This window comes from Marinobacter sp. ATCH36 (assembly GCF_023555055.1).
GTDB lineage: Bacteria > Pseudomonadota > Gammaproteobacteria > Pseudomonadales > Oleiphilaceae > Marinobacter.
The window spans coordinates 128,380-150,887 of sequence record NZ_JAMJPL010000003.1 but is presented as its reverse complement, the minus strand read 5'-3'; the positions used below and the strand labels follow the sequence as shown (position 1 = coordinate 150,887).

Annotated in this window: 23 protein-coding genes and 1 tRNA gene; 15 read left to right on the top strand and 9 right to left on the bottom strand. The window is 56.2% G+C overall.

From position 1 onward, the window contains the following. Positions 1-112: 112 nt before the first annotated feature. The 3 genes from M8010_RS11620 to M8010_RS11610 are packed head-to-tail and all read left to right on the top strand — an operon-like array spanning position 113 to position 3,115. Positions 113-982: a putative selenate ABC transporter substrate-binding protein gene (locus M8010_RS11620; protein ID WP_250091395.1), complete on the top strand. Its 870-nt coding sequence runs from the start codon at positions 113-115 to the stop codon at positions 980-982. Then, on the top strand, positions 982-1,632 hold the full coding sequence (locus M8010_RS11615; RefSeq protein WP_250091394.1) for a phosphonate ABC transporter ATP-binding protein: 651 nt from the start codon (positions 982-984) through the stop codon (positions 1,630-1,632). The genes M8010_RS11620 and M8010_RS11615 overlap by 1 nt, the downstream gene beginning before the upstream one ends. Positions 1,633-1,648: 16 nt before the next feature. After that, positions 1,649-3,115, top strand: a complete 1,467-nt coding sequence (locus M8010_RS11610; RefSeq protein ID WP_250091392.1) for a PhnE/PtxC family ABC transporter permease — start codon at positions 1,649-1,651, stop codon at positions 3,113-3,115. On the opposite strand, the gene M8010_RS11605 is transcribed toward M8010_RS11610, so the two are convergent. Both M8010_RS11605 and M8010_RS11600 read right to left on the bottom strand, forming a co-directional pair. Next, the gene (locus tag M8010_RS11605; RefSeq protein WP_250091391.1) at positions 3,112-3,396 is read right to left on the bottom strand and encodes a hypothetical protein; all 285 of its coding nucleotides are present in this window, start codon (positions 3,394-3,396) and stop codon (positions 3,112-3,114) included. The two genes, M8010_RS11610 and M8010_RS11605, sit on opposite strands and share 4 nt — an antisense overlap. A gap of 69 nt (positions 3,397-3,465) precedes the next feature. Further along, the gene (locus tag M8010_RS11600; RefSeq protein WP_250091388.1) at positions 3,466-3,948 is read right to left on the bottom strand and encodes a hypothetical protein; all 483 of its coding nucleotides are present in this window, start codon (positions 3,946-3,948) and stop codon (positions 3,466-3,468) included. Between the two features lie 122 nt (positions 3,949-4,070). On the opposite strand from M8010_RS11600, the gene M8010_RS11595 reads away from it, so the two are divergent. The 3 genes from M8010_RS11595 to M8010_RS11585 are packed head-to-tail and all read left to right on the top strand — an operon-like array spanning position 4,071 to position 6,271. Next, positions 4,071-4,991: an ABC transporter ATP-binding protein gene (locus M8010_RS11595; protein WP_250091387.1), complete on the top strand. Its 921-nt coding sequence runs from the start codon at positions 4,071-4,073 to the stop codon at positions 4,989-4,991. A gap of 15 nt (positions 4,992-5,006) precedes the next feature. Further along, the gene (locus M8010_RS11590) at positions 5,007-5,768 is read left to right on the top strand and encodes an ABC transporter permease (RefSeq protein ID WP_250091385.1); all 762 of its coding nucleotides are present in this window, start codon (positions 5,007-5,009) and stop codon (positions 5,766-5,768) included. Continuing rightward, positions 5,768-6,271: a DUF192 domain-containing protein gene (locus M8010_RS11585; protein ID WP_250091383.1), complete on the top strand. Its 504-nt coding sequence runs from the start codon at positions 5,768-5,770 to the stop codon at positions 6,269-6,271. The genes M8010_RS11590 and M8010_RS11585 overlap by 1 nt, the downstream gene beginning before the upstream one ends. A gap of 6 nt (positions 6,272-6,277) precedes the next feature. Here M8010_RS11585 and M8010_RS11580 read toward each other — a convergent pair whose 3' ends face one another. Further along, positions 6,278-7,069, bottom strand: coding sequence for an enoyl-CoA hydratase (locus tag M8010_RS11580; protein WP_250091381.1), 792 nt, complete (start codon positions 7,067-7,069; stop codon positions 6,278-6,280). A gap of 128 nt (positions 7,070-7,197) precedes the next feature. On the opposite strand from M8010_RS11580, the gene M8010_RS11570 reads away from it, so the two are divergent. From M8010_RS11570 to M8010_RS11560, 3 genes are read left to right on the top strand one after another with little or no spacing between them, the layout of a single operon-like run. Beyond that, on the top strand, positions 7,198-8,664 hold the full coding sequence (locus M8010_RS11570; protein WP_284048084.1) for a patatin-like phospholipase family protein: 1,467 nt from the start codon (positions 7,198-7,200) through the stop codon (positions 8,662-8,664). 4 nt (positions 8,665-8,668) lie between these two features. Further along, positions 8,669-9,547, top strand: coding sequence for a DMT family transporter (locus M8010_RS11565; protein WP_250091380.1), 879 nt, complete (start codon positions 8,669-8,671; stop codon positions 9,545-9,547). Between the two features lie 53 nt (positions 9,548-9,600). Beyond that, positions 9,601-10,404: an enoyl-CoA hydratase-related protein gene (locus M8010_RS11560; RefSeq protein WP_250091378.1), complete on the top strand. Its 804-nt coding sequence runs from the start codon at positions 9,601-9,603 to the stop codon at positions 10,402-10,404. A 37-nt stretch (positions 10,405-10,441) separates the two neighbouring features. Here the strand turns inward: M8010_RS11560 and M8010_RS11555 are convergent, their stop codons facing one another. The 4 genes from M8010_RS11555 to M8010_RS11540 form a co-directional block, all read right to left on the bottom strand. Next, positions 10,442-10,801 carry a VOC family protein gene (locus tag M8010_RS11555; RefSeq protein WP_250091377.1) on the bottom strand — a complete coding sequence of 120 codons (360 nt, stop codon included), beginning with the start codon at positions 10,799-10,801 and terminating at the stop codon, positions 10,442-10,444. A 153-nt stretch (positions 10,802-10,954) separates the two neighbouring features. Next, on the bottom strand, positions 10,955-13,051 hold the full coding sequence (locus tag M8010_RS11550) for a putative bifunctional diguanylate cyclase/phosphodiesterase (protein WP_250091375.1): 2,097 nt from the start codon (positions 13,049-13,051) through the stop codon (positions 10,955-10,957). 99 nt (positions 13,052-13,150) lie between these two features. Next, positions 13,151-13,237: transfer RNA gene (locus M8010_RS11545), tRNA-Leu, on the bottom strand. Between the two features lie 87 nt (positions 13,238-13,324). After that, positions 13,325-13,954, bottom strand: a complete 630-nt coding sequence (locus tag M8010_RS11540) for a class I SAM-dependent methyltransferase (RefSeq protein ID WP_250091374.1) — start codon at positions 13,952-13,954, stop codon at positions 13,325-13,327. A 184-nt stretch (positions 13,955-14,138) separates the two neighbouring features. Here M8010_RS11540 and M8010_RS11535 point away from each other — a divergent pair, with 184 nt between their 5' ends. From M8010_RS11535 to cydC, 4 genes are read left to right on the top strand one after another with little or no spacing between them, the layout of a single operon-like run. Next, complete coding sequence (locus M8010_RS11535) at positions 14,139-15,569, top strand: cytochrome ubiquinol oxidase subunit I (RefSeq protein ID WP_250091372.1); 1,431 nt, start codon at positions 14,139-14,141, stop codon at positions 15,567-15,569. Between the two features lie 2 nt (positions 15,570-15,571). Then, positions 15,572-16,573, top strand: coding sequence for a cytochrome d ubiquinol oxidase subunit II (cydB, locus tag M8010_RS11530; RefSeq protein ID WP_250091370.1), 1,002 nt, complete (start codon positions 15,572-15,574; stop codon positions 16,571-16,573). Continuing rightward, a complete protein-coding gene (gene cydD / locus M8010_RS11525; RefSeq protein ID WP_250091368.1) occupies positions 16,574-18,244 on the top strand; it encodes a thiol reductant ABC exporter subunit CydD in 1,671 nt (556 codons plus the stop codon). Further along, a complete protein-coding gene (gene cydC, locus M8010_RS11520; protein WP_250091367.1) occupies positions 18,237-19,853 on the top strand; it encodes a thiol reductant ABC exporter subunit CydC in 1,617 nt (538 codons plus the stop codon). The genes cydD and cydC overlap by 8 nt, the downstream gene beginning before the upstream one ends. 7 nt (positions 19,854-19,860) lie before the next feature. On the opposite strand, the gene M8010_RS11515 is transcribed toward cydC, so the two are convergent. Both M8010_RS11515 and M8010_RS11510 read right to left on the bottom strand, forming a co-directional pair. Continuing rightward, positions 19,861-21,102, bottom strand: coding sequence for a saccharopine dehydrogenase family protein (locus M8010_RS11515; RefSeq protein ID WP_250091366.1), 1,242 nt, complete (start codon positions 21,100-21,102; stop codon positions 19,861-19,863). Positions 21,103-21,129: 27 nt separating this feature from the next. Next, positions 21,130-21,555: a hypothetical protein gene (locus M8010_RS11510; protein ID WP_250091364.1), complete on the bottom strand. Its 426-nt coding sequence runs from the start codon at positions 21,553-21,555 to the stop codon at positions 21,130-21,132. 125 nt (positions 21,556-21,680) lie between these two features. Between M8010_RS11510 and M8010_RS11505 the strand changes: the two genes are divergently transcribed. Together M8010_RS11505 and M8010_RS11500 are read left to right on the top strand one after the other, a co-directional pair. Further along, a complete protein-coding gene (locus M8010_RS11505) occupies positions 21,681-22,010 on the top strand; it encodes a hypothetical protein (RefSeq protein WP_250091363.1) in 330 nt (109 codons plus the stop codon). Positions 22,011-22,028: 18 nt separating this feature from the next. Beyond that, the gene (locus M8010_RS11500) at positions 22,029-22,490 is read left to right on the top strand and encodes a hypothetical protein (protein WP_250091361.1); all 462 of its coding nucleotides are present in this window, start codon (positions 22,029-22,031) and stop codon (positions 22,488-22,490) included. Positions 22,491-22,508 lie beyond the last annotated feature (18 nt).

The window sequence follows — 22,508 nt, the reverse complement described above, 5'->3', positions numbered from 1 at the left end:
TGATGGATATGCATAACCTGTTTAGTCGACTGAATCGTATAGCTGTTCAGAGTTCAGGTAAATCGCGTTATCCTGACCCGCTTGATCCACAAACAAACACAAGGAAATTGCAATGCTACTGAATCTGATACGGAAATTGGCTGCAGCCAGCTTACTGGTGTTTATTGCTTCCGCCACGGCTTCGGCCCAAACCCTCGTATTCACCGCCATACCGGATGAGGACGAGACCAAGTTGGTGGAACGCTTCAAGGGTATTGCCGACTACCTGTCTGGCGAGCTCGATGTAGACGTTCGCTACATCCCTGTAAAATCCTACGCAGCGGCTATTTCTGCGTTCCGGAACAATCAGGTGCAACTGGCCTGGTTCGGCGGATTGTCAGGCGTCCAGGCCCGTGAGCTGGTCCCTGGTTCGGAAGCGATCGCCCAGGGTGTTGAGGACACGGCATTCTATTCTCACATCATTGCCCATAAAAGCACCGGCCTTGATGAAATGGAAAACCTGTCGGACGAGCTTCGCGACAAGACCTTCACCTTCGGCTCCAAGGGCTCCACATCCGGCCGCCTGATTCCGGAATACTACATTCGGGAAGCATTCGGAGAGAGCCCTGAAGATGTGTTTGCCCGCGTTGGCTTCAGCGGCAACCATACCCGCACGCTTCGCCTTGTTGAGGCCGGCACCTATGACGTTGGTGCAATCAACTTCTCGGTCTGGGACAAGGAAATGGAAAACAACAATATTGATACGGATGCCGTAAAAGTCATCTGGACAACGCCTTCCTATCCCAACTACCAATGGACCATCCGCGGCGACGTTAACGAACGATTCGGTGAAGGATTCTCACAGCGTGTTCAGGAAGCGCTGCTGGCGATGGACGATCCCGCCCTTCTGGAGAGTTTTCCCCGCAGTGGCTTTATCCCGGTCTCGAACGACGCCTACGATCCGATCAGGGTTGTTGGCAAGCAGATCGGAATCATCGATTGATGTCAGGATTTGATCTGACGGGTCTGTCGGCATCGTTCGGTGGGGAGCGGGTTATCGGCCCGCTCTCACTGAGCGTAAAAGCCGGTGAAAAGGTTGCCTTGGTGGGCCGCAGCGGTGCCGGGAAATCCACGTTGATCCGGCTTGTGTACCAGGAGGTCGAATCCCTCGCGTCGCTGGTCCCTCAGGATCTTGGCCTGGTCAACGCGTTGCCGGTTTTCCATAACGTGTACATGGGCCGCCTGGATGCCCATCCCACCTGGTACAACGTACTGACGCTGATGCGTCCGTTTGCAAAGGACAACCGCGAGGTTAAAGACCTGTTGTCCGAACTGGCCATGCCGGAAAAGGTATGGATTCCCGCGGCCTCGCTATCTGGCGGGCAGCGACAGCGTGTTGCCATTGCCCGGGCTCTTTACAGAAAGTCCGGTCTTCTGCTTGCCGATGAGCCGGTATCGGCGCTTGACGGCCCCATGGCCCATCAAATCATGCGGCTCCTGAAGGAGCGTTTCCAGACCAGTGTCATTGCACTTCACGATGTGGAACTGGCACTGGAGTATTGCACACGGATTGTTGGTATCCAGGACGGACAAGTTGCTCTGGATGAGCCCAGCGAAAAGCTGACCCCGGCAGATATAATGCCGCTTTACTGACCCAGACCCTGACTCTATGTTGTCCTACCCGACCGTTAGAACCAGCCTGATTTTCACCGCCATTGCGTTGGTCGGGCTGTTGTTTGCGGATATAGCCATAACAGCAGCCAATCCCTGGAAAGACCTCGGGCGATTTTTCCTCGGCGTGGTCACCCCGGATTTCTTCAGTACGCAGGGGCTGGCCACTGCCCTGCTCCGCACCGTGGCGTTCGCTTTCGTGGGTGTGGCTCTGGGCAGTGTGTGCGGGTTTCTGCTGGCACTGGTTTACCGTGCCTATCCGGTTCGGATTTTCTGTGCCTTCATACGGGCCATCCATGAACTTTTCTGGGCACTGATCTTCCTGCAGTTCTTTGGTTTCCACCCGCTGACCGGCGTGCTGGCAATTGCCATTCCCTACTCTGGCATTTTTGCCAAGGTCTACTCCGAGATCCTGGAAGAGGCAGACCCCGAACCAGGTCGTCTGCTACCGCCGGGGACCGGTGTGATCTCAGCGTTCCTGTACGCTCGTATTCCGGATTGCTGGGTTCAGATACGCACCTATACGGCCTATCGCCTGGAGTGCGGCCTCAGGTCCAGCGCCATTCTCGGCTTCGTGGGGTTGCCGACACTGGGGTTCTATCTGGAATCTGCCTTCTCCCAGGGGCATTATTCCGACGCCGGCGCCATGCTGATCCTGTTTTATGTGCTGATTGCCACGCTGCCGCTGTGGGTCAAACCCAAGCTGTTGCCGGTCTATATTCTGGGGGCGCCTTTCTTCCTGGGTGACGGAATGCCCATTGTCTGGGGCAACGTTACCCGGTTCTTCACTGAGGATATCGTGCCCTCGCCCCTGAAAAACGAGGAGGGCTGGGCCGGCATGGGCACCTGGCTTGGCGATGTATTTGTTAATCAGGCCCTTCCGGGCATCTGGAATACAGTGATACTCACCCAGATCGCTCTGGTTGCCACGGGCCTCATTGCCCTGCTGGCTTTTCCCCTGATTTCCACACACTTTGGCGGGCCGATTCGGCGCACAAGCGGCCATGTTTTTCTGGTGATCCTGCGTTCAACGCCGGAATACATCCTGGCCTATATCCTGCTGCAGCTATGGGGGCCTTCAATGCTGCCTGCCGTTGTGGCGCTTGCGTTGCATAATGGTGGCATCATCGGCCACCTGATTGGCCGCCAGTCCAGCTCTATCGCGCTACGGCCAGACGCGCCAACCGGCCTCAACCGGTATACCTACGAGCTGGTGCCCCGTGTCTACCGGTCGTTTCTTGCTTTCCTGTTCTATCGGTGGGAAATCATCATGCGGGAGACGGCCATTCTGGGTATTCTCGGTATCTATACCCTCGGCTTCTATGTCGACAGCGCTATTCAGAATATCCAGTTCGACAAGGCCATGTTGCTTATCCTGATTACCGCTTCCCTGAACATTGGTGTCGATATACTGGGCCGTTTCATTCGCAGGAAGCTTGCGCTGCAAACCATGCCGACCTGTTAGGGTTTCCAGCCTGTGCCAAGATCCTCTGCTTCGGTGGTGTCCGGCGCGTCAGTCGGCACTCCGGTGATAGCCGGCCTGGAAAAGGTGCCGTCTTCAAGCCGCTCCATGCTGTCGACATCCACGGAACGAACTGCATAGATCTTACCGTTACACTCAACCGTCGATCTGTGAGTCAACCCGAAAATAAAGCGACAATAATCCAGCTTTAACTGCAGCAGATCCTGTTCCGCTTTCTGGATTTTCCTCAGCAGGACCTTTTGTACGCTATCGCCATAATCCATATGCGCTTCCCTGGGCAAGTGAAACAGTCTGATGATTTTACACAATCCTGATGAGCTGTCATCTTAACGTCAGGCTCGGCCCTCTGCCTGGAATATCAGTTTCACGGGTCTGTCGGGCTCTGTTTCCATGCCCGTTTGCAGGTCGATTCTCCAGGTCATTTCGGGATCAGTCGTACAAAAAGGTGCGGTAAACGTGGCCTCCCAAAGCTGGCCGCTGCCGTCCGGCGCCACCCCTGCCCTGGTCATCGGCACCGGATATTCTCCCAGGTACATGGACTCGCCACGCAGCACTGCCAGCAGTCTTGGCTGATTCTTGTTGGTTTTTACCGACAGCCGGTATTCGATACCGTCTGTCCCCGTGCCAACTTTTACCAGTGCAGCATCCCAGTGATTGCTCTGTTGTGTCCATCGGCACGTATCACTGAGCACGTCACATTCAATCACGCCCTGAACAGACTGGTTATCGGTATTCAACATGAGCCAGCGCGGGCCGAAAACGCCAAGGGCCGTTACGCCTGAGATGGCAATGACAGCCACAAGTGCTTTCCACACAACTACACCTCCAAGGTTAATGAGGCATTATGGGGATAATTGCCGCCAAGGCAAAGCTTTCTAAATCATCACCGGTCATGAGAAAATACCGCGCTTTTATTCACCACCAACAGGACAAGACTGTGCAACCGGATATCTCCGTAAAGCACCTCAACAAAGTCTACGCTGACGGTTTCAGGGCCCTTAATGACATAAATCTCGACATCAAGCGTGGAGAGATATTTGCCCTCCTTGGCCCCAACGGCGCCGGTAAGACGACGCTGATCAGCATCATCTGCGGCATCGCGAACATCTCCAGCGGGGAAGTGAAAGCTGCTGGATACGATATCGTCAAGGATTACCGCAAAGCTCGGGAAAGCATAGGCCTTGTGCCCCAGGAACTCCACACCGACTCCTTTGAAACCGTTTGGGGAGCAGTCTCCTTCAGCCGTGGCCTTTTCGGCAAACCGCCAGCACCGGGGCATATCGAAAAGGTTCTGAAAGACCTGTCACTGTGGGACAAGAAAGACAACCGTATCATGTCTCTGTCCGGGGGCATGAAGCGCCGCCTGATGATCGCCAAGGCTCTGTCCCATGAACCTCAAATTCTGTTTCTGGACGAACCAACCGCCGGGGTGGATGTGGAGCTGCGGCGCGATATGTGGGAAATGGTCCGCAAGCTCAGGGAAAACGGCGTCACCATTATTCTCACCACCCACTACATCGAGGAAGCCGAGGAGATGGCTGACCGGATCGGGGTGATCCGAAACGGTGAGATCATTCTGGTCGAAGACAAGTCCCGGCTGATGAGCAAACTGGGCAAGAAAGAACTTCGCCTTCATCTGCAGAGCCCTCTGGAGACAATTCCGGGGCAACTTGCCCTTGAGCCGGTGGAGTTGTCAGAAGACGGCTATGAGCTAATTTACACCTTCGACTCACAACAGGAACAGGCCGGAGTAGCCAGACTCCTGCGGACCCTGGGCGATCTGGATATTGAATACCGGGACATCCAGACCAGGGAGAGCTCCCTGGAAGAAATCTTTGTAGGCCTGGTCAATGAATAATGCGGGAGTGATGCAATGAATCTGTACGGTGTCCGTGCAATCTACAATTTCGAAATGGCCCGCATGCGACGTACGTTGATGCAAAGCGTGGCCGCGCCGGTCATCTCAACTTCCCTGTATTTCGTGGTGTTCGGTTCTGCCATCGGCAGCCGTATGGGCGATATCGACAACATCAGTTACGGTGCCTTTATCATTCCCGGCCTGGTGATGCTGTCATTGTTGATGCAGAGCATCTCCAACGCGTCTTTCGGCATCTACATGCCAAAATTTTCCGGCACTATCTACGAGGTGCTGTCGGCGCCAGTCTCCTACGTGGAGGTAGTGCTGGGCTATGTCGGAGCTGCCGCCACCAAGTCGGTAATACTCGGAATTATCATTTTGCTAACGGCCAGGCTATTTGTGGATTACGATGTCCTGCATCCGTTCTGGATGTTCGCCTTCCTGGTGTTGACCGCCATTACCTTCAGCCTGTTTGGCTTCATCATCGGTATCTGGGCAGACGGCTTTGAAAAACTCCAGATTATCCCGTTGATGATCGTTACCCCGCTGGTCTTTCTGGGAGGCACCTTCTACTCCATCGACATGCTGCCCGAAGTCTGGCAGACGGTCAGCCTGTTCAACCCGGTGGTGTATCTGATCAGCGGCTTCCGCTGGGCATTCTACGGCGTTTCAGATGTACACGTGGGCATCAGCGTAGGCATGACCGTGATGTTCCTCTCTGCCTGCATGGTTGCCGTGTGGTGGATTTTCAAAACCGGCTACCGGTTACGTTCCTGATGAACAAAAGCGCACCGGAGTATAGCCTGATGGTCGTGCTGGCACTGATGGCCCTGCTGTTCTCCGGTTGCCTTGCCGCCCTGCCAGACAACAAGTCTTTGCCGGTCCAACAGGCTTGCCTGATATCCGCGGAGCAGGCCGTTCCGATCACAGTTGAAATCGCCAAAAGTTCTGACGAACGCAGCCGTGGTTTGATGGAAAGAGAGATACTTGCCGAAGATGCGGGAATGCTTTTCGTCTACAGTGGTGAGCGCCGGGCAGACCATGGCTTCTGGATGTACCGCACGCTGATTCCGCTGGATATTGCCTATATGGACCGCCGGGGTGTTATCCGCGCCATACGCCAGATGACACCCTGCCCGTCAAGCCAGGGCAGAGACTGCCCCACTTACCGGGCCGGGGTACCTTTCTATCTGGCTCTTGAAATGAACCTGGGGTACTTTGAAAGCCGGGGCATTGAAGTGGGAGACCGGCTTTCGCTTGAACCTTCAGACTGTCGCTAAAGAAGCCTATTCGTCTTTCCAATCGGGCTTGCGTTTCTCCAGGAACGCACAGATACCCTCCTGCGCATCAGCAGCCTGCATGTTTTCAGCCATAACCACCGAAGTGTAGTCGTAGGCCTCCGCCAGTCCCATTTCCAGCTGCCTGTAGAACGCTTCCTTACCAATTTTCAGGGTGTAGCCTGATTTACCCGCTATGGTGGCAGCGAGGCGGTAAACCGTTTCATCCAGGACCTGTTCGTCGACCACCTGGTTCACCAACCCGATCTGCTCCGCCTTACCGGCGCCGACCATCTCGCCGGTCAGCAGCATCTCCATGGCGTGCTTGCGGGATACGTTGCGGGACAACGCCACCATCGGTGTGGAGCAGAACAGGCCGATATTCACCCCCGGTGTGGCAAACCGCGCGGTATCTGCCGCAACCGCCAGGTCACAACTGGCCACCAGCTGGCAACCTGCTGCAGTGGCAACACCCGCCACACGGGCAATCACCGGTTTGGGTAGGTTCACAATCTGCTGCATCACCTTGCTGCACAGGTTGAACAGTTTCAGCTGGAACTCATGGCTGTCGAACTGGCTGCTCACCTCGCGCAGATCGTGCCCGGCGCAAAACACCTGCCCGGCAGCGGCCAACACCACGACGCGGGTCTCCGGATCATCCGAGACTGACTCAAGCTCACTGGACAGCGCCTCCAACATGGCAATAGACAGACTATTGCGGCGTTCCGGCTGATTCAGTGTGAGCATGGTGATGCCATTTTCTGAATATTTTTTTACCAACACGTCATTCTGGTCACTCATCCTACCCCCCCTTTGTTCCGCTGTAATGGCAGAAGCCCTGTACCATATTGCAGTATCTGGCAGCTTATCAAAAGAGTCGAAGCGACATTGGTCGGAGTATCCGGCCTTCGTGATGTATCCTGTGCGCTATGAAAAATTTAAAGCAACAACGTCGGAAACTTGAGAAGCAACAGGCCGAAGCCACATCCTTCGGGCAATGGTATGCCATTGCCGAACAGATTGATGACCTGGAAGGCACGCTGGCCTGGCGGTCGGAAAGCGGCTGTGAGCTTCTTCATGAAAAGCTCATTCGCGAGCACATTGACGCCATGAGCCGTTGCCGTGAAAAAGGTGATACACGTGGCCTCACCCGTGTGCTGCAGGAAAGCCTTTATCGCCACCTGGGTGAAATCGCCAATCCGGACCTTTACGCAGTCGCCTGGACCGGCACCAAGTACCTGGTCACGGAATTTCTGGATGAAGTGGAACGGTCGATGAACTTCGTCTGCGACCACGAAATGCCAGGGGTTACCAACGAGCAAAAACTCCGCCTGTTCCGCGACGCCGAGCGGGTTTACGGTCGCCCTGCCCTGATGCTCAGCGGCGGCGCCGCTTTCGGGGTTTATCACATTGGTGTCACCCGCGCGCTCTGGCAGCAGGGACTGTTGCCGGACGTGATTGCCGGTTCCAGCATGGGTGCGATCGTGGCAGGTGCCATTTGTACCCGGAATGATCAGGAGCTGGAGCGCTTTTTTAACGAGCCCGGCGAGATTCACCTGGACGCTTTTCGCTGGCTCGAACCCGGCCGGATATGGCGTAAACGTCACGCCATGGACCAGTCGCAGTTGCTTCATCACATCCACACCAATATAGGCAGCACCAGCTTTCGCGAGGCAGCGGAGCATAGCGGGCGAACGCTCAATATTTCGGTATCGCCCACCCGAACCCGCCAGAAACCGCGCCTGCTCAACAGCCTGGCGTCGCCAGAAGTGCTGGTGGACTCCGCCATTCTGGCCTCCTGTTCAGTGCCCGGCATCTATCCACCGGTGACGCTGCAGGCCCGGGACAGCCAAAGGGGGAAAGCCGGCAGGAAACCCTACATGCCCACCGAGCGCTGGATTGACGGCAGCGTACACGGAGACCTGCCGCTGATGCGCATGGCCCGGCTGCATAACGTCAACCGGACTATCGTCAGCCAGGCTAACCCCCATGTGCTGCCGTTCATCAGCCATCATCACGAGCGGGGCCCGGGCGCGTCCGCAAAACAGGCTGCGGCCTCACTGATGCACGCCCAGGTGGCCACAACCCTGCAACTCACTCGAAACAGCTGGTCATCAACGATACTCCGGCCCTTGCTGGAGCAGGCCCATGCCATGGCAACACAAACCTACCTGGGGGATATCAACGTGCAGTTCCCGTTCCGCCCGTTGCTGTATCGCAAGGTACTCACCAACCCCAGCCGTAAAGACCTGGAAATGTTTATCCGGCTTGGCGAGCAGGCCACTTGGCCGCGGATTGCCATGATCCGGGACCAGACCCGCATCAGCCGCACCTTCAGCAATTGTATTGCACGGCTGGAAAAGGCCTGCGCCGCCAAACAGATCGCCGGGGAGTAGCCGTTTGCAGACTACGAGGATCAAAGGCCTGACCATTGCCGCCCTGGGGGTGCTGTTTATTGTCCCCGATGCACTGCTGGTCAAGATTACATCGGTGGAGCCTGTAGTATTCCTGTTCTGGCGCGGCCTGCTGCTGGCCATCAGCTTCCTGTTAATCAGCTGGCTGAGATACCGCTCCCGCCTGACCAACGAGATCAGGCGCTGCGGCTGGAAAGGGCTTTTCTGTGCGGGCGCATTTGCCATCAGTACCCTGGGCTTCGTGGTAGGCATGAAGAACACGGCTGCCGGCAACGTACTGGTGATTCTCAACACCGCGCCGGTGATCGCCGCCCTGATTGCCTGGCTGATCTGGAAGGAAACCCTGCCCTGGAGAACCTGGGTGGTTATTCTGGTGTGCGTTACCGGTGCAACCTTCATGGCTATCGGCGAATGGGGCAAAGGTGACCCTCTGGGGCTGATGATGGCAGGTGTTGCTGCTACGGCCCTGGCCTCCAACCTCAACGTGGCCCGCTCACGGCCGGACTGCGATATGAGCGTGATGCTAATGTTTGGTGCCCTGGTGCTGGCAATCGTGGCGGCCATGATGGGCGGCGCCGAACTCCTTTCAGCGAGGGACGGCTTTTTCATTGCCCTGCTCTGCCTGGTTTTCCTGCCCATGGCCTGTATTCTGATACAGATAGGCCCGCGCTATATACCCGCCGCGGAAGTCAGCCTGATGCTGCTTCTGGAAACGGTGCTGGGATCCTTTCTGGTGTGGCTGTTTCTCGATGAAGTCCCGCCAAACCTCAGCCTGATTGGCGGCGTCATTGTGTTTTCGGCACTGGCGGCCCACGGCTGGATAGAGGTAAAGCGCTACCGCAAAGCGCGGATAGCAGTTGATTGATGAAAACCCGACGCGCCAGAATAATAGCTGACCGCAAACAAGGAACCACAACAATGACCACTGCCCCACAACTGACTGATGCTCTGCTTACGCTGGAAAACCGGGTAGCCACTCTCACCCTGAACCGCCACGACCTTCGAAACGCACTTACAGGCTCCCACCTCATTGAGGACATCGTCACCACCGCAGAATGGGTCAACCAGTGTGACGAGGTATCGGTACTGGTAATCACCGGCGCCGGTTCCGCCTTCAGTGCCGGGGGCAACATCCGTGAAATGGCGAACCGCAGTGGAGATTTCGCCGGTGACGTTGCTGAATGCGCAGACCGCTACCGCAAGGGCATCCAGCGAATCCCCCTGGCCCTGCAGGACGTTGAAGTGCCGATTATCGCCGCTGTGAACGGCCCAGCCATCGGCGCGGGATTCGATTTGGCGAACATGGCCGACATCCGCATCGCTTCGGAAAAGGCAAAATTCGGCGAGACCTTCCTCAACCTGGGCATCATCCCCGGCGACGGCGGCGCCTGGTTCATGCAACGCCTGATTGGCTATCAGCGCGCCTTTGAACTGACACTCACCGGCCGCATCATTGACGCCGAAGAAGCCCGAGAGCTGGGCATTGTTCTGGAAGTGGTACCCGCCGATGAACTGCTCGACGCGGCAAATGCCATGGCAAACCGAATCGCCAGCCAACCCCCGAAAGCCACACGGCTAACCAAACGCCTGATGAAAATGGCACCGCGCATGGAACTGAAGGACTTTCTGGACGTGTGTGCGAATTTCCAGGGCATGTGCCACAACGAGCCAGAGCATCTGGAGGCGGTCAATCGGATGTTGGAGACTATGAGCAGGAAATAAGGATGACAGGAGGTGTCATCCACTCCAGCTCGGCAAGTCAGCTTGCAGACACCAGATGGATAATATTGGATGGACTGGAGATCCAGAATGCCTGAAAACCATCCGGCAAAGGCTCGATTTCGTCGCGACGATGGCAGCCCTGCCCGGGCAGGTATTCCAGTGCTTCCTCAATATTGTCAGTGACAATCTCCAGCCATATCTCTGCCTGGCTGATACCCGCGACACAGTCCATCCACAACACCTTATCGCCAAACTCGAATCGGGGCGTGGCGTCGGTACCGATGGTGGTAAGCTCCCGGAATCCCAGAATGTCGCGGTAAAAATCTACTGTGCTTTCATACTCATGCGGCGGTATTTTCATGGCGATGTTTCTGCCGGGCTTGAATTCGGGTTTCATGGCGGGCACCTGCTCTTTTCAATGAACCAGGGAAACGTGTGCAGCCTGTCTTTTCATTCAGCTTAGACTATCCGGGTGGTATCGGTAGGGTCGGCGTGATGCGGGAAAATATCCGGGAATATGCCTGAAACTCGCTAATGACAAGCAGTGAATTTAGTGCTTCCCGGCTAGCAACAGACCAGTCAACGCAGAGGCATCCATAGGTCGGCCGAGGTAAAATCCCTGAACCGAATCGCATCCGAGGGCCTTGAGTTCGGACAGCTGGCTTTCCGTTTCGACACCCTCCGCCACCACCTCCAGTTCGAGTGCGCGGGCGAGTTCAATAATGCCCTTAACCACCGCCCGCTTTCGGCGATTAACATCGACTTCCGAGACGAAAGACTGGTCAATTTTCAATTCCCGGAAGGGCAACTGACTGAGGTAGCTCAACGAAGAATAGCCCGTGCCGAAATCGTCAATGGACAAACGCACCCCTTTCTCATCCAGACTCTCAAGAGCCGACCTGACATGCTCAAAATCGAGCAGAAAGGCTGATTCCGTGAGCTCTACCGTCAACGCCTCGATTCCCACCCCGTAGCGTGCAAGCCGCTCAAATAACCAGTCGAAGAACCCGGGCCGGCGAATCTGGTGGGCAGACACATTGATCGCCACTGGCGGCGGTGAAAGACCGTCCTGACGCCAGCGCGTAATCTGAGCTAGCACTGCATCCACCAGATGCTCCATCAGTGGATGGATGAGGCCGGTCTCTTCGGCCAGGGGAATAAACCGACCGGGCGATACCATGCCACCCTCGGCCAACGGCCACCTGGCCAGCACTTCCATGCCACTGAGCCGACCGCTGGCAGCTTCGAATTGCGGCTGGTAGTGGGGTATAATGACGCCAGCCTGAATAGCCTCTTTCAGGTTCCTCTCCAGTGCCAAAGTTTCCAGCACTTCCTGGCTCATTTGCTCAGAATAGAACTCGAAACTTCTGTCTGGATCCTTGCGTACCCGTTGCAACGCCAGATCCGCCTTCCGGCGCAGTTCATCGGCTGTTCCGGCACCATCCGGAAAAACCGACAGTCCGACTTTCACAGATACAGACAAAAGAGAGTGATCATTCAGCTCGAGCGGCTCATCAAACAGTGTTACGACTTCCTGGCCCAGCCGCCGAACGCTTTCCAGCGTTTCCAGGCCCTGGGCCAGGAACAGAAACTCATCACCCTCATAACGCGCGACCATATCATTGCCGTGAAGCACAGATGCCAGCCGTTCGCCTATCTTTCGTAGCGCATCGTCGCCACGCTTAAAGCCGAGGCTTTCGTTAATCCTGTAAAAACGAATCACGTTCAGGGCGCCGACCACCAATACGGTTTCCTCGTCCTTAGCGTGAGCCATCACCTGCTGCAGACGCTGTTCAAAGGTGACCACATTGGGCAATCCGGTGACACGGTCATACATGACCAGATGCTGGATCCTGTTTTCCGCGAAACGCTGTTCGGTGATATCCAGAATCAACCCGTCCCAGATTGTGGAGCCATCATCCAGTCTCCGCGGCTGTGAAATGCTACGCAACGTCAGGCGTTCACCACTGACGGAAAAGGCGGCCAATTCAATATCCAGTACGGAGAGGTTTTGATTAGCGTGAACAAGCGCATGGGTCAATCGCTCCCGGTCGTCGGGATGGAGTCGGTCCAGTACGATGTTCGGATCGCTCCTGACCTGCTCCGGATCGATGTCGAACCGGTCCGCAAGAGCACTGTGAATGTAGGTATAGGCAACGCTGCCATCAGGGCGCTGCACGCGCTGAAAGATGCCACCGGGAAGACGATCACCGAACCAAGCCAGACCCAGGTTGTGATCAGCTGGCTGCATCATAAGGGAGCGGCCCTCGGAGATTTCAGAGACAACACTTACGACGGCAACAGGCTCATCGTGCTGGCCCCGAATAATGCCTACCATATTCTCGGAATCGAAGATGGCACCATCACGACGACGCATTTGGTAAAAGCAGTGAAATGTGTCCTTTTCGGAGTTGAGTATGTTTTCCGATATTTCGCCAAACCGCCGGAAACTTTCCGCATCCACATGTAGCATTTCGGTGCTACGGTCATGCAATTCTTCCGGCCGCCAGCCGAAGACCCGGTACACCGCTTCGCTGGCCGCGAGGATCCGGCGCGTCTGCCAGCTCACTACAAATACGGGGTGATCATGGGCCAGGAAGGCGGCCTCAATCAGATTCGTCCCTGAGAGTCCTGGAATTTTATCCATTTTCTTACTCTAAGCTCACACGGAAGCATTAAGTTGCATACTAGAACTAACCACATCAAGCGGTCCAATTAAGAAAGTTCTGTAGCCTTTGGATAGTAATGGTGCCCGGAGCCGGAATCGAACCGGCACAGCCTTGCGGCCGAGAGATTTTAAGTCTCTTGTGTCTACCTATTCCACCATCCGGGCATTCGGAGGGAGTTTTGACGGGCAGGATTGTATAAGGCCGCGTACGGTAACGCAATTCGGAATATGTACCTGGGTCGTCGCTGCCTCTCAGGCCTGCGCCGGTTTCACAGCCCTGCCCTTGTAGATATAACCGGCAATCTTCGGCGCTTTGGGGATGTAAAGGTTCTCCAGTTCCAGAATTTCGAACCCTGCGTGTCGGATGAGATCAGCGATGTGACGGTTCAGATGGCAGCCACCGGCCAGCTTTTTCCAGCCGGGAGTAATTCGGTGTTGCCACTTTCGGGTGTTGTCGTGGGGGGATTCGCCGTGTTCCAGGAACAGGAGTTCTCCACCGGGTTTGAGTACCCGCCACATCTGCAGCAATGCAGCATGCCAATCCGGAATCGTGCATAGCGTGAAAGTGAGTAGTACCGTGTCCACGGAATGGTCTTGCAGGGGGATTTGTTCACCGGGCAGGTCGAGCCACTCCACTTTGATGGGGGACCTGGCCAGATTGGGCCGAGCTTTTCGACGCATTCCGTCTGACGGCTCAAGGCCATAAATCATTTCGACTTGTTCCGGATCGTAAAATTCCATATTGATAGCGGAACCCATCCCCACTTCCAGCACCCGTCCTTTGGCGTGCGGCACTACCTGGCTGCGCAGCTTCATGACCTGGCCCATTGAGCAGGCGCGGTCTATGATATGTGGCAGTATCCGGTCTTCGTAAAAGCTCATTGGCCTCACCATACTTGTGCTATATCAACGGGTGCGACAATCTGCCCTATCGGTTTTGTCGCCATGTTTAGTAGCATGACAATGATCTGCCGGTAATAACAACATAACAATATGAGCTAAGGCAGCGGCTGAACGGGTTTGCTGGGCCCGTTTGTTATGATGTAAACGTTACCGGAGGGTTCCCATGGAACTTGATCCCCTTATCCTATCGCGAATCCAGTTCGCGTTTGTGGTGTCATTTCACGCCATTTTTCCGGTGTTTACCATCGGTCTTGCTTCCTTCATCGCAGTGCTTGAGGGCCTTGCCTTCAAAACCGGTAATCCGGCCTGGATAAAGCTGTCCGCCTTCTGGACCAAAGTGTTTGCCGTCGTGTTTGGTATGGGCGTGGTGTCTGGCATCGTGATGTCCTTCCAGTTCGGTACCAACTGGAGCAACTTTGCCCAGGCCACGGCGAACTATCTTGGTCCTATTCTCAGTTACGAAGTGGTCACCGCCTTCTTCCTGGAAGCGGCATTCCTGGGCGTATTGCTGTTTGGCCGCGATAAGGTTCCTGCCGGCGTTCATCTGTTTGCCGCCATTATGGTGGCATTGGGCACCTTCATTTCCTCGTTCTGGATTCTGTCGGCAAACAGCTGGATGCAGACTCCTGCCGGTACCGAACTGAGGGACGGCGTGTTTTATGTGACCTCCTGGAGCGAGGCGATATTCAATCCATCTTTCCCCTACCGTTTCATGCACATGGGCCTGGCTTCCTTCCTCACCGGTTCCTTTGTGGTGGCCGGTGTCAGTGCCTGGTATCTGCTGCGCAAAAGAGAAGTTGAAGCTAACAGGAAAGCACTGTCCATGAGCCTGTGGCTTATCCTGTTCATTGCGCCGGCCCAGTTGGTTGTAGGCGACTTTCATGGCCTCAACACCCTGGAGCACCAGCCAATGAAAGTAGCCGCCATGGAGGGCAACTGGGAAACGTCCCGCAATGTGCCGCTATTGCTGTTTGCGATACCGGATCAGGCCAACCAGATGAACCATTTTGAAGTGGGTATTCCGAGCCTTGCGAGCTTTGTGCTGACTCACGACTGGAATGGCGAGGTACCCGGCCTGAATGAGGTGGCAGTTGAAGAGCAGCCGCCAGTGGCCATCGTGTTCTGGTCCTTCCGTGTCATGGTTGCTCTGGGCATGTTAATGATTCTGTTCGGTCTGGCCGGCCTTGTACTCAGGAAAAACGGCCGGTATTGGCAAACACCGTGGTTCTTGCAGGGACTCCGTTTGATGAGCCTTACGCCCTTTGTAGCAGTGCTCGCCGGTTGGTTTGTTACGGAAATAGGCAGAGCGCCATGGCTGGTCCAGGGCATGATGAACCAGGCTGAATCCGTTACGCCCTCCCTGACCGGCGGCATGGCGCTGTTCACGCTGATCGGTTATGTGGTGGTCTACTCGATGGTGTTCTCGGCAGGTGTTTATTACCTGATGCGGGTGCTTTACGTGGGTCTGGAAGACAGCAGCGTTGACGACGAATACGACGCTGAGCGGCCCAAACGCCCTTTCTCTGCCGCTCATGTACCGTTTGAGATGGGTGACAATGACACCCACAAACCCCTGAACCAGGGAGGTCACTGACTATGGAACTGTTTGATCTGCCCCTCATATGGGCGTTTATTATCGGCTTCGGCGTCATCATGTACGTGTTGATGGATGGCTTTGATCTGGGCGTGGGCATTCTGTTTCCCTTTGCCCCCAGTGAAGAAAGCAGGGACGTAATGATGAACACCGTCGCCCCGGTCTGGGACGGTAACGAGACCTGGCTGGTACTCGGGGGTGCAGGCCTTCTGGCGGCCTTTCCCTTGGTTTATTCCATCTTCCTGCCGGCACTTTATATTGGAGTGTTCCTGCTGCTGGCGGGGCTGATATTCCGGGGCGTTGCCTTCGAATTCCGGTTCAAGGCCAACACATCCCGGTACCTCTGGAACTGGGCTTTTGCGGGTGGTTCCACGGTTGCCTCATTTGCACAGGGCGCGGTTGTTGGCGCCTACATACAGGGTTTCGAAACCGCCGACGGGGTGTATGTGGGTGGTGCTCTGGACTGGCTCACCCCGTTCACGGTACTTACCGGGCTGGGCCTGTTGGCCGGTTATGCGCTGCTGGGATCAACCTGGCTGATCATGAAAACCGAGGGCCGGCTGCAGGAGTGGGCTTACCGGATCACACTGCCGTTGTTGGCGGCCGTTTTAGCCGTATTCGCTATTATCAGCGTCTGGACACCGTTCGTGGACGAGATGGTCCAGGATCGCTGGTTTTCGAACCTGACGGTGATCTGGATACTGCCACTGCTGACATTGATCTGCGCATTCCAGATTTTCCGTTCCGTGCGTAACCGGTCTGAAGGTATGCCCTTCGTCGCCACGATGGGGCTGTTCATCACAACCTATCTTGGCCTTGTGGTAAGCCGCTGGCCCTACGTGGTACCACCGGATTACACGCTATGGGACGCCGCCTCGGCACCCGAGTCACAGCTCTTTCTGCTGATCGGTCTGGTGTTTGTCATCCCGATAGTGCTGGCCTACACCGCCTGGACCTACTGGGTCTTCCGGGGCAAGGTTCGAGCCGGCGAGGGTTATCACTAAGTGTCAGAACAGGCCGCAGCCCGCGCCTGGCTGGGCGGGCTAGCTACCCATGGCCGCCCGCTGATACTGGCAACGGTATCTGCGGGTGTGGTGGTCGGCCTGGCCACCATTGCGCAAATGGCGTTTCTGGCAGGAATTATCCACCAGGGCATCGTTGCCGAAGTGCCGGTTAAAGAGCTCCCCCTGCTGTTTACCGGGCTTGTCGCGGCCATTCTGGTCCGGGGAATAGCACAGGGTCTTCAGGCCCGGTTTGCAGCCCGTTGCAGCCGCAAGATTCGCAGCGAGGTGCGCCGCCAGCTCAACCGCTGCTGGCAGACGACCGGGCCTGTTGCCATGGGGCAGATATCGGCAGGCACCCTGGCGCGGGAGTGGCTTGATCATACCGATGCCCTGCATGGCTATTTCGCCCGCTTCCTTCCGCAGATGGTTCTGGCTGTGGTGGTGCCATTACTGATTCTGGGGGTGGTCTTCTCGCTGGACTGGTTGGCCGGGGTTTTCCTGTTGCTGTCCGCGCCTCTGATTCCGCTATTCATGGCGCTGGTGGGCATGGGTGCCGAGAAGCTTAACCAGCAGCATTTCCAGACCATTGGCCGGCTGTCGGGCCAGTTCCTGGATAAGGTTCGGGGTCTGACAACGTTGCAGCTGTTCGGTCAGACGGAACCTGCCGCGGAGACCTTGCGCAAGCGATCCGATGATTATCGCCGCGTTAGCATGAAAACCCTCAGGGTTGCCTTTCTGTCCTCCGCCGTACTGGAGTTTTTTTCCTCGGTAGCCATCGCCGTGGTGGCTATCTACATTGGCTTTGGCTTGCTGGGCTACATCACCTACGGGCCGTCCGAGGACCTTACCCTGTTCTCTGGATTGCTGGTGCTGCTGCTGGCACCTGAATTTTTCCAGCCTCTGCGTCTGTTGTCACAGCACTATCATGACCGTGCTGCCGCCATGGGCGCTGGTGCTGAAATTGTGGCGCGACTGCAGAGTGTTGAGGCCGCCAACCTGGCTTCACCGGAGGCATTTCAGCCGCAGGCACTGGACATGATCTGCGTACAGGATCTCTCCCTTGCATACAATGCCGAACGCCCGGTACTGGATCACCTGTCGCTGGAGATACGACAAGGCGACGTCATCGCCCTCACCGGCCCTTCCGGCGGTGGCAAATCCTCTTTGCTATACCTGATAGCGGGCTTCATGCAACCGGATCAGGGTAGGATCTCGGTGTTTGGTGCCGAGCCCGGAGAACAGCCGTTCGGTTGGCTTGGCCAGTCGCCGTTTCTGGTACACGGTAGCTGGGCCGATAATCTTCGCCTCACCATACCGGACGCAACAGATATTGCTATAGAAACAGCCTTGCGCCAGGTCGGCCTGGGGAGTCTGCTGAACAGTCGGGAACGAGGCATTTACAGCAAAACTACCGAGGATGGTCAGGGGTTGTCTGGCGGCCAGGCCCGCAGGCTGAGCCTGGCGCGGGTGTTTGTGGCAAATTACGACCTGATTCTCCTCGACGAGCCCACGGCAGGGCTCGACAGCGACAGTGAAATCTACATTCTCGAAGCGCTCCACAAGCTCGCTCGGGCAGGCAAGACGCTGATCTTCGCAACTCATCACCAGGCCTTATTGACTCTGGCAAACAGAACCTTGCTGGTAACCGATGGGAGTGTGCAGGATGCGTGAACTCTGGCCCTGGCTGACACTGATACTCAGGCGTCCGATCCGGCTGACAGTGGGAGGCTTGCTGATTCTGGCCACCTTGCTGTCGGGTATGGGATTGCTGGCATTGTCCGGCTGGTTTATCACCGCCACTGCCCTTACCGGCATTTTGCTGGCGGCCGGTGTCCAGGCGTCACTCAACCTCTATGTTCCCGGTGGTGGGATACGTTTTTTTGCCGTTGCCCGCACAGTAGCCAGATATGCCGAGCGGGTTTACAACCACGACACGGTGCTGCGCCTGTTGACGGATATACGGGTTGCCCTGTTCCAGCGCCTCAGTCTCTCGACACGTAGCCGCAGAAGCGCCTTACAAGGCCCCCAGTGGCTGTCTCGGCTGACCAATGATGTGGATGCGCTGGATACCCTCTACCTTCGCCTGATCGCCCCTGCGGCCCTCGCGGCGCTGGTAACGTCCATGCTGATCATCGTGGCCTGGGCATTCTATAGCCAGAGTCTCGCCATCGGCCTTCTGATCACGTTGTTACCGGGATTTCTGGTTGCGACGGCTGTGGTTTATCTGCGCACCTACCATCTGGTCTACCGTCAGACAGATGCACGGGAACGCCTACGAACGGATGTTATTGAGCATGTCGAGGGCTTCGCGGAACTGACGGCGGCAGGGCGCACCGGCAAACACGCCGCACTCTGCCTGCGGCAGGCAGACCAGATTACCCGCAACGACTCCCGGGCTGATACCCGCACCGGCTGGAACCTCGGCCTGGCCCAGGTCATGGTCAACCTGGCTGTTGTGCTTGCCCTGTGGATAGGGCTTCAGTTGTTCCAGCAAAACGCCATTAGCGGACCGGTGGTGGTATTGCTGCCAGTGGCCCTGCTGGGGTTGCTGGAGGTCTATTCAATGCTCCCCGATGCGTTTGCCAGACTTGGCGGAACACTGGCTTCGGCCGCCAGGCTCAACCGTGATTGCTCGACTGCTCCGGGCACGGAGTCCGATGCTGGACAGCCACCGTTGGACAGTCACAATGCGCTGGAACTGGAACGGGTTACCATCCGGTTTGGTGATCATTCGCCTGTCATCAGTCGATTCGATCTGAAGGTTTGCACCGGAGAATGGATCGGCATTATTGGCAGCTCCGGCGCTGGCAAATCCTCCTTGGCCGAGGTGATGGCTGGTCTGGAAAAACCCGCGTCCGGCAGCGCTCGTTGCCTTTCAGCTGCCTACCTTACCCAGCAGACAGTATTGTTCGAGGATACCCTGAAAGCCAATCTTCTGATTGGCAATCCGGATGCCTCTGATGCTCAGCTTTGGCAAGCTCTGGAGTTGGTGGCCATGGCAGATCGGTTCACTCACGAACCATCGCAACTCAATACCTGGCTAGGCTCGATGGGTAGCAAGCTTTCCGGCGGCGAAGCCCGACGGATTGCGCTGGCGCGTGTGCTCCTGAATGAAGCACCGCTGGTGATTTTGGATGAGCCGTTTACTGGAGTAGACGCACCAACCAGAGAAAGGATTGCAGTGGGGATGAAGCGGTGGTTGGCAGGCAGGACCGTTGTTGCGCTGGGGCACGCGCCGGAGGCTTTACCCTCCTCCGACCGCACCATCAGGCTCAGCTGATACTGGTTCAGCTGGTTTCAAGAACCTCGAAGCCCAGGCCTGCCTTGCTGGTCAGGCGCTCAAAGAGTTTGCCACCAAGCAGTGATGACGGCGTCCAGAAGCCGCCCTGCTTGTCGCCGTCCACATCAAACGCAAGGCTCATTCCGGCTTCGCCTAACATCTTGCCTGTAGAGCCGTATCCCGGGTCACGGTCGCCAGTCACCTTGGTCTTGATGGTTTTGCCATCGACGGTTTTTCCCACAAATCGCAGATCATAGAAGCCTTTTTCCTGAGCTTCCGGGCTTGGGCCCTCACCCGGTTTGGGCACGAACTTTTCAACAACCCAACGAGATGGTTTGAACGCAGAAGCAGTAAAGAAACCACCCAGAGCGCCGGTAATGCCATAGGCTGCCAGACGGCCTTTAATGCCCCGACCTGTCATCATCGCCTCGTCGTAGGTGAACTCTTTCCCGTAGCGGGCATTCTGCAGGGCGTTGGACCGGTGGACAATCCGGGTATTGATCGCGCCCATCACGAATGGCGCCAACCAGACACCAAAGTCCTTATCGAATTCCGCCCCTTTCAGGCTGGGCTGACGGGCTTTGGAGCGATGGTCTGGTGGGCAGATGGAAAACGGGTTTGCCAGCTCCTTGCGTAGCTTGGGGTCGGCCGCCGCCTCTTTGGCTACGTTCATCATGCTGGCCACAGTACCGCCGGAGAACTCGCCTTTGGCGACTTTCACCCGCATGCGAACATCCTGGCAGGGTGATCCAAAAGTTGCTTCCGCCTGTTCCTGCAGGAACCAGACGCCCATGTCCGACGGAATGGAGTCAAAACCACAGCAATGGACGATGCGAGCTCCAGAGGCCTTGGCTGTCTCCTCATAGGTTTCCACCATCTTGCGGATCCACTGTACCTCGCCGGTCAGGTCGCAATAATCTGTTCCGCTTTCGGCACAGACCTTGACCAGTGGCTCGCCATACAGGGCGTAAGGGCCGACAGTTGAGATGATGACGCGGGTCTGATCACACATGGCTTTCAGGGCACCCTCATCGCTGGCATCCGCGACAATCATCGGCAAATCACCCGCGCCTTTGCCCAGGCTCTGTTTCAGGGTGTGCAGTTTGCTCTCTGATCGCCCGGCGATGGCCCAGCGAACATCCTTGCCAACGCCGTAGGTTTCAAACAGGTAGTTGGTGAGAATTTGCCCCACGAAACTGGTGGCACCGAATACCACGATGTCATATGTGGTGTCAGTCTTTGTGCTCATTGAATGTCCTTAATCCGTCAGGATCGATTATGAATTACCAGCGCCGGAACGGGCCGCCTTTGCGCCCATCATTACCAGGAAAACGGCGACGCCCAGGCCCCAGAAGCCGTTAAGGATCAATCCTCCGATCCAGGTCTGGGCAGACACCGCAAGCTCCTTGAGCGGAAAGACGACCAGAATAGCCACCGCGGTTGGCCCGATGGCGCCTACTATTACATTACCCAACCAGAACTTAAAGCCGTTCAGGCGCCCAAGAATGGCCCAGAGTACAAGTCCCCAAAGCCCGCCAAAGAATGCCAGTGAGAACACCGCGGGTACCCCCAGAGGCGGTACCGGGTTAAGGTTGAACGGAGCCGATGGCACCATACCTACTGCGTAGAACAGGGCAAACAGCCCCTGGTGGAAAATCAGTGTTGCGAGAAAACCACTGACAAACGCTTTTAACCAGACCATGTCATTATCCTTACGGTTGTTTCCCTGAAAATTTTGAAAAAACGTCTCACGGGCCAATCGATTCAATTGGCCGATCCTGCACACTCTGTCAGGATTGATAAACCCGAATTGCGGAGGTTACCCCATTGAACACCCTGCTTCTGGTACTGAGCCTCATACTCGTCATTGTCAGCGGCTGGCTTTTCTGGCGAGTGAAGCGTCAGCAACGCATAATCGACGAAACACTGTCTGAAAGCTATGGCCCTGATAATACAAGAAATCCGGAGATTTTACTTACGCTGCGGGTGCTTGATCCGATTGCCCTGGCCAAACGCGAATCCAAATCGGCCAGAATGCTGGCCGACCGCCTTCCCGTTATGGTTCAACGGTTGGTTTACGTGGAAGTGATGAAAGAACTGGAAATTGAATTGGCGGAACGGGAAATCGACGTTGAAATGAAACTGGAATACCGATAAAAGCCACAAGGAGCAACTATGGACGCAACCACCCTGCTCAGCCTGTTTGCTACCGTTACGGCTATCGGGCTTATCACTATGACCATCAGGCAGCACACCCGAAACACCCGCAACCTGAGGTTACTCAGAGCAAAGCAGATTTCCGCCCATAGCCATCTCCAGAAAAGCCGAATGGACCTGATGGAAACCCGCAATCGAGCCCGGTTACTGGAGGATACGGTCAAGAATGGCACCAGTGCGGTGGAGAAAGTTCACAAGGCTATTACAACGACCACCTTCAGCCTGATAGATCGCTTCTCAACCAGCGAGGAGTTCCGGGAAAATGCCCGCCGCGCACGGGACAGCCATGATTACACCAGCGACCGGATCTATCGTACGGTTCACACCACCAATAAAGCACTGCATATCCTGGCGGACACACTGTTTATCAGTAAGAAAGAAAAGAAGCTTACAGGGCGGAAAAATCACAACGACGAATAGGATTCTGACCATAAAAAA

What these genes read in the sequence shown, in the direction of transcription:
- M8010_RS11610 (WP_250091392.1), top strand. Translation starts at nt 1,649, where the DNA reads ATGTTGTCCTACCCGACCGTTAGAACCAGCCTGATTTTCACCGCCATT.
- M8010_RS11585 (WP_250091383.1), top strand. Translation starts at nt 5,768, where the DNA reads ATGAACAAAAGCGCACCGGAGTATAGCCTGATGGTCGTGCTGGCACTG.
- M8010_RS11620 (WP_250091395.1), top strand. Translation starts at nt 113, where the DNA reads ATGCTACTGAATCTGATACGGAAATTGGCTGCAGCCAGCTTACTGGTG.
- cydB (WP_250091370.1), top strand. Translation starts at nt 15,572, where the DNA reads ATGGAACTGTTTGATCTGCCCCTCATATGGGCGTTTATTATCGGCTTC.
- M8010_RS11580 (WP_250091381.1), bottom strand. Translation starts at nt 7,069, where the DNA reads ATGAGTGACCAGAATGACGTGTTGGTAAAAAAATATTCAGAAAATGGC.
- M8010_RS11515 (WP_250091366.1), bottom strand. Translation starts at nt 21,102, where the DNA reads ATGAGCACAAAGACTGACACCACATATGACATCGTGGTATTCGGTGCC.
- M8010_RS11535 (WP_250091372.1), top strand. Translation starts at nt 14,139, where the DNA reads ATGGAACTTGATCCCCTTATCCTATCGCGAATCCAGTTCGCGTTTGTG.
- M8010_RS11510 (WP_250091364.1), bottom strand. Translation starts at nt 21,555, where the DNA reads ATGGTCTGGTTAAAAGCGTTTGTCAGTGGTTTTCTCGCAACACTGATT.
- M8010_RS11555 (WP_250091377.1), bottom strand. Translation starts at nt 10,801, where the DNA reads ATGAAACCCGAATTCAAGCCCGGCAGAAACATCGCCATGAAAATACCG.
- M8010_RS11500 (WP_250091361.1), top strand. Translation starts at nt 22,029, where the DNA reads ATGGACGCAACCACCCTGCTCAGCCTGTTTGCTACCGTTACGGCTATC.
- M8010_RS11560 (WP_250091378.1), top strand. Translation starts at nt 9,601, where the DNA reads ATGACCACTGCCCCACAACTGACTGATGCTCTGCTTACGCTGGAAAAC.
- M8010_RS11615 (WP_250091394.1), top strand. Translation starts at nt 982, where the DNA reads ATGTCAGGATTTGATCTGACGGGTCTGTCGGCATCGTTCGGTGGGGAG.
- M8010_RS11605 (WP_250091391.1), bottom strand. Translation starts at nt 3,396, where the DNA reads ATGGATTATGGCGATAGCGTACAAAAGGTCCTGCTGAGGAAAATCCAG.
- M8010_RS11540 (WP_250091374.1), bottom strand. Translation starts at nt 13,954, where the DNA reads ATGAGCTTTTACGAAGACCGGATACTGCCACATATCATAGACCGCGCC.
- M8010_RS11550 (WP_250091375.1), bottom strand. Translation starts at nt 13,051, where the DNA reads ATGGATAAAATTCCAGGACTCTCAGGGACGAATCTGATTGAGGCCGCC.
- cydC (WP_250091367.1), top strand. Translation starts at nt 18,237, where the DNA reads ATGCGTGAACTCTGGCCCTGGCTGACACTGATACTCAGGCGTCCGATC.
- M8010_RS11590 (WP_250091385.1), top strand. Translation starts at nt 5,007, where the DNA reads ATGAATCTGTACGGTGTCCGTGCAATCTACAATTTCGAAATGGCCCGC.
- M8010_RS11570 (WP_284048084.1), top strand. Translation starts at nt 7,198, where the DNA reads ATGAAAAATTTAAAGCAACAACGTCGGAAACTTGAGAAGCAACAGGCC.